This is a genomic window from Flavobacterium chungnamense (genome assembly GCF_039539165.1).
Lineage (GTDB): Bacteria > Bacteroidota > Bacteroidia > Flavobacteriales > Flavobacteriaceae > Flavobacterium > Flavobacterium chungnamense.
Window position 1 is genome coordinate 1 of sequence record NZ_BAABCS010000021.1, and the last position, 11,258, is coordinate 11,258.

Consider the following 11,258-nt stretch of genomic DNA (forward strand, 5'->3'; position numbering starts at 1 on the left):
GCTTACAATTTTGCTGAGAAAAAACCATCTTTAAAAAACAACTTTGTAGATACTAAACAATTAATTCTTTTTCAATAATTTTATGTCGAACTCACGTTAAATAAACTTATTTATAAGAGTATATTTAAATTGTTGCAATAAAATAACAAAACCACTCAATGAGTGGTTTTGTTATTAAATATCTTAGTAATTATTAGTAATCCTACTATTGCTCCTGTTGTATTGGCTATAACATCAAGAATATCTGCGCTTCTAGTTGTGGTGAATAGTTTTTGGCAAATTTCCATTACTATTCCGTAGCCGATTGCTGCAAACAGAATCTTATAATTGTATTTACTTTGTTTGAAAAACAACGACCACAATATTACAAACATCATATAGAATGTAAAATGGACGAATTTATCTTTAAAAGGAACTTTTATGTCGCTACTAACATCTTCAAACGTTGCCAAACTCAAATATGTAACAACAAGTGTCCAAAGAATGGCTAGTAGGAAAAATATTTTTTTATTATGCACCTATCAAACTTGCGTAAGCTTCGCTATCTAATAATTCGTCCCATTGAGAAACATCAGACACTTTTACTTTCACCATCCATCCTGATCCATAAGGATCAGAATTTACAGTTTCTGGATTGCGCTCAAGGTCTTCGTTGAATTCGATAATTTCACCAGACATTGGTAAAAATAAATCAGAAACTGTTTTTACAGCTTCAACAGTACCAAAAACCTCATCTCTTTCAAGTGTTTGGTCTAGTGTTTCAACTTCAACATAAACGATATCACCAAGTTCGCTTTGAGCGAAATGTGTAATTCCGATAGTTGCTACATCACCATCCATAGAAACCCATTCGTGGTCTTTTGTGTATTTTAAATTAGTTGGTATGCTCATTTTGTTTGTAAGTTTAAATTCAGGTCAAATGTATTGTTTATTCTTAAATTTTTAAAATGATTTTTATCACTATTTCAATTAATTTCCAAAGTTATATCTTAAAGTGAATCCACCTCTAATATTTGTCAATGGGAATGATGTTGAAATTACTGCTTTAGAGAATGAATGATCGTAATAGAAAATCGCAGTTAGGTTTTTGCTAAACGAATAATCGGCTGTTAATCTTGCTGACCAAATGTTTTGTCCTCCACCTAATTGATTGTTGTTATAATCTAAATAACGTACAATTGTTTTATTGTTTCTGTAAGAGAAATCTATTTTCAAATTGATATCACTTTTTATAACCCCAGAAGGATCATCAGCTAATTTAGTTGAAAAAATTACATCTTTAAAACGATAACCAGTTCCAATTACATATTCAATTCCCTTTACTTCTGTCAATAGATTATTATCGAAACTTAAAGATAATGCTCTGTCTTTTTTCATTTCAGCAAGAAACTTGAAAGAACTTTTAGTTTCTAAATCTAAACGAATTAAAGGATTAAACTGTTCTACTAAATTCACATTTCCAACAAGAGTTTTTTCATATAAATTCCCATTTAGTGGATTTACACCTTCTTTATAATCTAAATTAGATCGGAATGAATTGATAGTATAAGACGCTTTATAATTGTGCTGTAAAGAGAATCGTTTGAATTTATCTTTAAAGAATTTATAACGCATTAATCCATTATATTTTATATTCCAGTTAGGAATCGGAATGTCGCGAAATGGAGAAAAAGAAACATTTCCTGCTGATTCACCTTTTTTATGATCTTTTATCCCAAACCCAGTGTAGGCAGCTAAAAAAGCTGGCACTAAAACCGATTGACTATTCTTACCAAATCCTACAGGATAACCCTCAGCATCCAATGGATAAGTGTTAGAACCATAATAACTGGATGCTAATCTTTGTGCAATTATAATACGATTGCCTCTAAAGTCGTTAAAAGCTGATGACTCAATCTCGTCGCTTGCTTTAAATGCATTTTTTATCATAACAGTTGATATTGCAAAATTTCCTGTGCTGTATGGAGATCTTGAATTGTAAGTTCCATCAGAAGAAACATCGTACTGTTCTGAGAAGTTATTAGCATAAGTTCTATTACCACTCAAGTCGATTTTGAAATCTGGAAACAAATCAATATTTGCTGTAAAATCTAGTGTTCTAGTTAGAATTTGAGTATAATTTAAGTTGAATTCCGGATAAGAAGTTAACCAACCATTTTTAGCGGCTTCAAAACGAATATCATCTTGCGAACCAAATGCAAATCCTAACGAAGGTTTAGCTGTTCCAAAGAAACCAATACTTGGAAGGAATCCTGGCAAAGCAGTTCCTTGATTTTCGATGTAATTGATTTGAATGTTTTTCACACTAGTTAAAACACCTATTAAACCATCTACAAAAGGATTACTATCTTTAGCTGGAGCAGTTGCTTGACTCGTTACTTTTTGACCAGGTTTTGGCGGACCAACTTGTGTCGTTTTGGTTTGTTTTTTGGTTTTATTCAATCCTAAATACTTGTAAAAAGATTCCATATTGAATTGGGTATTCAGTTTATGAGAACCAGCATTTTGAATTGTATTTCCGAGACTATATTCAACTCCGTTAGAAATAACAGATGAAAATGCCAATGAAGAACGTTGCCAACTAAAATTACCTGTATAAGTGTAACTAGATTTCACAAAATTCAAGAATGGGATTTTGTTTAATGGCAATTCGTAATTTACAGTTAATTGTTGGTTGTGTTGGTTTGGTGAACCAATATTCCAGTAATCCGTCCAAATTGTATAAGAATTATCTGGAACATTATTTTCGTCCATGTAATTTCTAACTATATTATTGGAAGTTGCATTAAAATTAAGCTTTAACGATTTAGTTAGGTTGTAATTAAATCCATATTGATAATTGAACAAGAAATTTCTTTGGTATAAAGCATCCAAACCTAGTCCTTCAACATCTACTAATCTAAATTGCTGTCTGTTAAATTGACGAATGATATTAGAACTAAAAGAAATATTTGCAGGTAAATAATTGAAATTAAAATCGCTCAACAACTTCCAGTAGCTACTTTTCTTAAACGTTTTCACTTTTTTGAAAGGTTCAATTGGTTTAGATTGGAATGCAAATGTATAATCAGCAGTAGTATTTACTTGTTGATCTGTGAAATTTTCTAATTCATAATTGTGTCTATCAACTTGATTGTAAGAATAAGAAAGTGTCAAGTTTTCTGGATCATAGAAATGTGGTTTTTGTTTTTCACCACGTTCTTTCTTAACTCCGATAAAGTTGATACTTTTTCTCTTAGTATAATCAATCGCTCTATTTTTGATATTTCTTTTTTCTGCTTCATCCGCCGTTACATCAATTAATTGTTGCAATTCGATATCCTGATTGAATGGGTCGTATTTTGGCGTAATAAACTCTTCACCAATAGCATAATTAAATGGAAGATTTATACCCCATTTTTTTGGCAATAGCTTTCCTAAACTCATGTTGGTCACTACGTTATATTGTAGGATGTCTTCACGACTTCTTTCGTTTGGACCTTGTTCTAAAGTTCCAAAACCAATAGTACTCATTCTACCTGTAGCAGAAACGTTAGCAAAATCGGCAAGATTACCATCTAAATTGGCAACTGCTGCCATACCACCTTTGTTATCCATTTCGGCAAGACGAAGCTCATTGAACCAAACTTCACCTTTAATACGTCTTGGATTTAATGGATGTTGTGGTGTATTTAAATCATCGGTTTGGTTTTTTACCCCAACCATCAATGTTCTTACTAATCCAAAATTAGGATTTCCTCGAATACCTAATCTTAATTTATTTACTTTACCAGAAGCTGAAGGATTCATGTCTGGATCATCTTCATTTCTATAAAAAATTTCACCTGGTGTATAAACATAATTTAAGGCTAAAATTTTTAGTTTTGTTAGTAATTCCGTAGAAATATCAATTCTATTAGATTCTGGCCAAACTCCTTCTGGTGAATGATCACCAAACTGAGTTTTCTTTAATGGAATTTCAACTTGATAGAAGTTTTCTGTAAAGTCATTACCAAAACGAATGAAGGCCACCATTTCGTCATCTTCTAAAGCAACAACATCATCAGCTGGTGCTTCTGCATGAACAAACATCTTCAGTTTTTTAAACTGACGCATATCTACACTTACATTTTTGAAAACAGCTCTTGAATCTCCTGGCTCTAAACCATCACCATCAACACGTAAAGCTAACGATTGCTCGTTTTGTGGAATTAAAGTATTATTAAAATACAATTCTTCTAGTTGAACCCCTGGAGGTGTTACATAATGAATTGGCAATCTATCTCCGTTTTCTTGAATATTTATAGCTTGAGAATCAAAATCGGTACCATCATCAGATGTATCTGTATCTGTAGGATCTAATGTGTTTTCAAATCTTCTCCATTCCCCACGAACTAAATCTAAAGCTCCAAAACGCAACGTAACTTGACTTGTAAAACCTGTCATGAAAAGCCTCATGAATCTTATAGAACGAAAATCTGAAATACTTCCAACTGTATTTTCAGGTTGCGAAACTGGTACTTTAAACTGAATCCATCTTGCTTGAGTAGTTTCACCATTAGATAATGTTACCGTAGTTTCTCTTACGTCGGTAACATATCTAGTATTTCCTACTGCCATTCCTGGCCTAACATCAATACCATATTCATAATACGCATTGATAGTATTCATAGTATTATCTCTATTAATGTCTTCAACATCTGGAACCGTTGTAGAACCACGATTGGTATCTGTAACATCAATTGGTGAATTGCCTTCTGTTCCATTATAATTTTTATAACGATCAAAAACATTTCCAGTAGTATTTAAGAAGTAAGTATAATTATCAACTGCTGGGTCGGCAAATGATGAGAATGTTGGAAATTTAGCTGCTTCTTGACTATCGTTTAATCCATTAAATCCAACATCTTGAGCCGTTCTATTTCCTGGATCAGAATCAAAAGCATAGATTAATGATTGTGAAGCTGGAACATCTCCCCAAAGCGGTTGCGGATTAACTACTATTTGATTATTACCAACACCATTTTCATAGAATTTCCTTCCGTCTTTTAGAACATCTTCTGATATTTCACCAAGATTTAAATAAACTTTACCAATGTTTGTTGGAGCTGTTTCAATTGGCCTTCCTGGACCAGTAAAATAAGGATCTAGCATCCAAAATTGCACGTATTCAACGTTAGATTGTTCAAAATTGGTTGAATTTAAAGCACGAACTATTCCACCAAAATTATCTTTTGGATTAGGTATCGTGTTATCTGGAGCTGTTGCCGTATTAAAATTGTAAGGACCTCGTTCATTTGGAAAATACGTTAAATCTAAAGTATTTACAACTTGAGTTTGTCCTTGAGCAATTACTGTATTAGGGAACAGCTCTTGGCTGAAAATTCTTCTTGTTGAATTAAGAGACAAATCATCTTCAGAAATTCCGGATGGTCTTTGTGTATAAAAAACTGGGTCAATAGAATACCAAGCCAATTTTGCTCTTTTAAAACCATATTCTAAACCATTAGAAGTTCCACCAAAATCTAGATAATCTGGCGCTACTCCAGTAGTTGGTCTTTCAGGTGTAGAAGATAAATACCAAGAAAAAGGCGATTTTAAATCAATGGTTGTTTGTGAACCTTCAAAATCGTCAACATAAATAGTTGCTTCACCTTCAAAACGATCGGCTTTTGGAGAATTAGGTTGCAAGTAAGCTACTTCACCTCTAAAAGAAACCACAGAAGGAACGTCCGTATCTATATTTGGAAGTTTATTTACCAATCTAGTTAAGAAAGGTACTTCAGTAGAATAACTAGTATTTATTCCGTAAATAGAATTGTTTACTGATTCTTGTCCGTAGTTAGATTTTTGAGTAAAAGGTCTTTCTGTCATTTTTAAGAAAGTAGCTCCTAAAATGAATTTTTCAGAAAATTTGTGCTCTACATTCACACCAAAGAAACGTCTTGTTTGTTGACCAAAAACAGAGTTGTTCTCTACAGAAACTTCAATTGGAGTATTCGAAGCTGATAATGCTGGGTCAAGAATTTGCACTCTACCGGCTTGATAGTTTACAGTATAATCAACACCTTCAACAAGAACTCTTCCTCCAGCAGTAACTACAACAGAACCTTTTGGCACATTGAAAGCACCAATAGGAATTCCATCACCACCAGAGGATTTGAATTTACCTCTAAGTTGGAATTTGTTTTTCTCACTATCTTGCAAAGCCGCTGCTTGTGTACTTTTGTATAACGTTCTAAAAACATATTTGGCTTGATTGGCATTGTAAACCAACGTTGGATCGCCGTCATAGTCTTCTGCTAAACCGGTTCTTAATTTTTCAAATAAGTACTTACCAAATGGTTCAACCGAAGTAAAGATTATTCTACCACTTTGTTGATCGACTGTCAATCCCGGATAAAAATCGAAAAATCCGTCACCTCCATTTTGTGGGTCATTGTTATAATTCAATTGGTCAACACCAAAAACTTTCAATAAAGGAGTTTGTTCAACATCTGCAGGTAATGGTGAAGCTGGATTGGCTTGTGTAATGTAATTTAATGGCGATGGATCAGTATATAAAATGTTGAATTTGAAATCTTCTTTTTGCAACTGATAGCCACCTGGAATTTGATAAATGTTTTTCATCATCAATCCCCAAATTGGTTTTTGAACAGTGGTCAAACTACTTTTAAGCATTTTCAATATTAATGCTTGTGATGATGGTACTCCACTTGGGTCTACTTGCGTCGCTTCTACTCCATCATTACCAAATTCACCTACCTGGTATACTTGATCTCCTATAGTATATTGATAAGCTACAGCAAGAACTTCGTCATTTGCTAAACGCTGTTGTAAAGAGATGTATCCCAATTGTGGGTGATAAGTAAACTCGTTTGGACTAAGTTTTCTTGCATTTTCTAATTTTGAATAATCAATTCCTTCACTTACTGGCTGCGAATTATTAAAACCTGAATTAGAAGTTACAATTTCTCTAATATTTGGATTCAACAAACCAGGATAATTTGGATTTGGTGGTGTTGAAGGTATTATTAAAGCTGGATCGTATCTGTTATTACTGTTATTTGAAGGTGTATCAGTTGGAGCCAAGAAAAAAGTATTTCCGGGATTATCTAAAGGATTAATGGCAACAATTTCTGATGCTGGAATTGGTGTTAAAGTCCCAGATTCATTCAAAGATGTTTCTCCTAAATCTTGTAAGGCAATAATATTTCTTAAGTTATTGTTGTTGGTTGTAACTCTATTTTGTCTGTTGGTAATCCAAACTTCTATACGTGTAATTTGGACTCTACTATCAATTTGAGGATAATTTCTTAAAGAATAATCATATTTATTTTTGAAGTATTGTGATAAGAAAAAGTGTCTATCGGCATCATATTCTTGAGCAAAAAGTTCAAAATTCTGAATGGTTCCACCACCTTGAGAAGTAACGGTTTTTGTTTGTGATTTTTGTTCAGAGAATACTCCTGTTACTGTAGTCTTTCCGAATTGTAATTGTGCTTTTACCCCAAATAAACTTTGTGCACCTCTAATCAATGAACTATTAAGAGGCATGTTTACGTTACCTACTTCAATTTTTTGAATAATATCGTCTTCTGTTGGAGCGTATTCTAATTTGATAAGATTTTGAAATGCAAAAGTAGATTGGGTATCATAATTGGCATTTACATTTAATCTTGTACCTACTTTTCCCATCAAACTCATACTAATTCTTTGGTCAAAATCGAAGGTTGTTGTAGCTCTATTTCTTGGCGAAAAGGATGGGTTGTCTTGTCTAGTATGTCTAAAACCTAAATCTACTTCGACAGAACCTGTTGGTTTTACATCTATAGTATTTCCACCAAAAATGGTTTCGAAGAAACTTGAATTCACATAATATCTTGGTAATAAATTCTTTTTATCTTCTTCGCTACCTTTGCCATCAACTGCTTTTGATTTGTTCTTGAAGTATTCATGCATAGACTCTTTTAATACCAATTTTTCATATTCTTTTGGAGTAAGAATGATGGGATAATTGATATTAAAACCTTCAAAAGTTTTTGTAAGAACATACATATTAGTTATTGGGTCATAAGTATATGCCTCAACCACACTTTTAGGATTAGCCAGATTAATAGCTCCTGTATTATATCCTTTTATTGAATCGTTAACTTCATCGTCTTGAGCAAAAGAAAGTTGCCCTGATAACAGCAAACTTAGAAAGCACGCTGTTTTAAAAATAAATGAAGTATATTTTTGGTAATATGTTTTCAACAATTATAAATTTTTTAATGCTTGTTTAATAATAACTTCAACGGTAGCATCGGGATTTTGACTTATCACTTTATCTACTATTTTTTCGGAAGTTTTTCTAACAAAACCTAAAACCTCCAAAGCAGATAACGCTTCATCTCGATTTGTATTGCTTTGTGACATAGAAACTTCGTCTAAATCGTAAATTTTTAACACTTTATCCTTCAAATCAAGGATGGCACGTTGTGCTGTTTTACCTCCAATCCCTTTAATGGACTGAATAGTTGCAACATCTCCGCTGGCTAATGCTTGAATAATTTGTTTGGGTTCTAATGAGGAAAGCATTGTTCTTGCAATTCCTGCTCCAATACCAGAAACTGAAAGTAACATTTTAAATATTTCACGCTCCGATTTTTCTACAAATCCATACAATGAATGGGAATCTTCCTTTACCATCAAATGCGTAAATAATTTTACAAAATCGGCATTGGGTAATAAGGAATAAGTATGTAGTGAAATATTAATATGATAACCTACACCATTGCAGTCGATTACAACTTCTGTTGGTGTTTTTTCAACTAATTTACCTTGAATATGTGCTATCATAGTTTTTATTATGCTTTCCAAATATAACAAAAAAGTTTAATTGGCATAACTAATGCCGATTTTCTGCTATTTTTTTACGTCAAAATTCTTAATTCGTTTATTTTTCTCTTGTGCATCAACAACTGCAACTGCTGCCATATTAACCATTTCCTCAACACTTGCTCCCAATTGGAAGATATGAACTGGCTTATCCATTCCCATTACAATTGGTCCAATAGAATCAACTTTGTATAATTCTTTAAGAAGTTTGTAAGTAATATTTGCTGCTTCCAAATTAGGAAAAATCAAAGTATTTACTTTTTTTCCAGCCAATTTAGAAAATGGAAATTTCTTTTGAAGCATTTCAGGATTTAATGCAAAATCAGTTTGAATTTCACCATCTACAATCAAATCTGGGTAATAGTGATGTAAATAAGCTACTGCTTCTCTAACTTTATTAGCACTTTCATAGTTTGACGAACCAAAATTTGAGAACGAAACCATAGCAATTACAGGTTCAATACCAAACATTCTAACGGTTTTTGCTGTCATTAAAGCAATTTTTGCTAAATCATCAGCAGATGGATTTGGGTTAATTGCAGTATCTGACAAGAACATAGGTCCACGATTAGTCATCATCATATTGGTAGAAGCAATTAGAGATATTCCAGGTGCTTTTCCTATTAATTGCATTAATGGTTTTACTACTGAAGGATAACTTCTTGAATATCCTGAAACCATAGCATCAGCATCACCTTGGTTGACCATCATTGCAGCAAAATAATTTCGCTCGCGCATCCACTTTTGAGCATCGAGTTGTGATATTCCTTTTCTTCTTCTTTCTTTCCAAAAGATTTCGGCGTATTCTAATCTTCTTTTATCTTCTTCTTTTGTTTTAGGATCTAAAATTGGCACATCAGCATCAAAACCAATTTCTTCTTTCAGTTCTAAAATATCTTCTTTTCTTCCCAATAAAATTGGATGTCCGATACCTTCTTCATAAACAATTTGGGCTGCTTTTAATACATCTAGTTGGTCAGCTTCTGCAAAAACAATTCTCTTTGGATCTGTTTTAGCTCTGTTGGTAAGCAATCTAACCATTTTATTATCAGAACCCATTCGTTCTAACAATTCACTTTCATATTTTTCCCAATCCGTAATTGGATTTAAAGCTACACCACTATCCATTGCGGCTTTTGCTACAGCCGGAGCAACCATAGTAATCAACCTTGGGTCAAATGGTTTTGGAATTATATAATCTCTACCAAAATTTAATCTAGTTTCACCATAAGCAATATTAACTTGCTCAGGAACCATTTCTTTTGCTAAAGCTGCTAAAGCTCTAACTGCTGCCATTTTCATAGCTTCGTTAATCTTAGTTGCTCTAACGTCTAGCGCGCCTCTAAAAATATAAGGAAAACCTAAAACATTATTTACTTGATTAGGATGATCTGAACGACCAGTTGCCATAATTATATCTTTCCTAGTATCTATTGCAAGATTGTAATCGATTTCGGGAGTTGGATTTGCCATTGCAAAAACAATAGGATCTTTTGCCATTCCCAATAGCATTTCTGGAGTTAGAATATTTCCTGCTGAAAGTCCTAAAAAAACATCTGCATTATTCAATGCTTCTGATAGTGTAGTTCCTTTTTTACCGAAAGAATATCTTTTTTGTAGTTCAGACAAGTCGGTTCTGTCACTTGATAAAACACCATCTTTATCAAACATAATTATGTTTTGAGGTTGGATTCCTAACAAAACATATAAGTTGGCACAAGCTAATGCAGCTGAACCAGCTCCAGAAACAACTAATTTAACCTTTTCGATATCTTTTTCTGCTAATTCTAAAGCATTTAATAATGCTGCAGAAGATATAATTGCGGTTCCATGTTGATCATCATGCATTACAGGAATATTTAATTCCTCAACCAATCGTCTTTCTATTTCGAAAGATTCTGGCGCTTTGATATCTTCTAGATTAATTCCGCCAAAAGTTGGAGCAATATTTTTTACAGTAGCTATAAACTCATCTATGTTTTTAGTATCTACTTCAATATCAAACACATCTATGTCTGCGAAGATTTTAAACAATAATGCTTTTCCTTCCATTACTGGTTTTGAAGCTTCTGGTCCAATGTCTCCTAATCCTAAAACAGCAGTTCCGTTGGAAATAACAGCGACTAAATTCCCTTTGGATGTATATTTATAAACGTTATTAACGTCTTTTGCAATCTCTAAACATGGTTCTGCAACACCAGGAGAATAAGCTAAAGACAAATCTCTTTGTGTTGCGTATTTTTTAGTTGGAACAACCTTAATTTTACCTGGAGTGGGTTTAGCGTGATATAAAAGTGCTTCTCTACGTTTATTGTCTTTATGCATTTTCTTTTCTTTTTATTCTGACCTACAAAGGTAAAAGTCTGAATGGAAAATGGAAACAATTATAGCTTTTCTTT

The 11,258-nt window shown here is 33.0% G+C and carries 5 protein-coding genes; all 5 read right to left on the minus strand.

The genetic code is table 11. From position 1 onward, the window contains the following. Nucleotides 1-155: 155 nt before the first annotated feature. Nucleotides 156-518 (minus strand): VanZ family protein, encoded by a 363-nt coding sequence (locus ABD771_RS12195; protein ID WP_345094974.1) that lies wholly within the window; start codon nt 516-518, stop codon nt 156-158. Next, nucleotides 511-891: a glycine cleavage system protein GcvH gene (gene gcvH, locus ABD771_RS12200; protein ID WP_345094976.1), complete on the minus strand. Its 381-nt coding sequence runs from the start codon at nt 889-891 to the stop codon at nt 511-513. The genes ABD771_RS12195 and gcvH overlap by 8 nt, the downstream gene beginning before the upstream one ends. A gap of 78 nt (nt 892-969) precedes the next feature. After that, nucleotides 970-8,202, minus strand: coding sequence for a T9SS outer membrane translocon Sov/SprA (sov, locus tag ABD771_RS12205; RefSeq protein ID WP_425556496.1), 7,233 nt, complete (start codon nt 8,200-8,202; stop codon nt 970-972). A gap of 36 nt (nt 8,203-8,238) precedes the next feature. After that, a complete protein-coding gene (ruvA, locus tag ABD771_RS12210; RefSeq protein ID WP_298307896.1) occupies nt 8,239-8,820 on the minus strand; it encodes a Holliday junction branch migration protein RuvA in 582 nt (193 codons plus the stop codon). 66 nt (nt 8,821-8,886) lie between these two features. Next, nucleotides 8,887-11,184, minus strand: coding sequence for an NADP-dependent malic enzyme (locus ABD771_RS12215; RefSeq protein WP_345094979.1), 2,298 nt, complete (start codon nt 11,182-11,184; stop codon nt 8,887-8,889). Nucleotides 11,185-11,258: the final 74 nt, after the last annotated feature.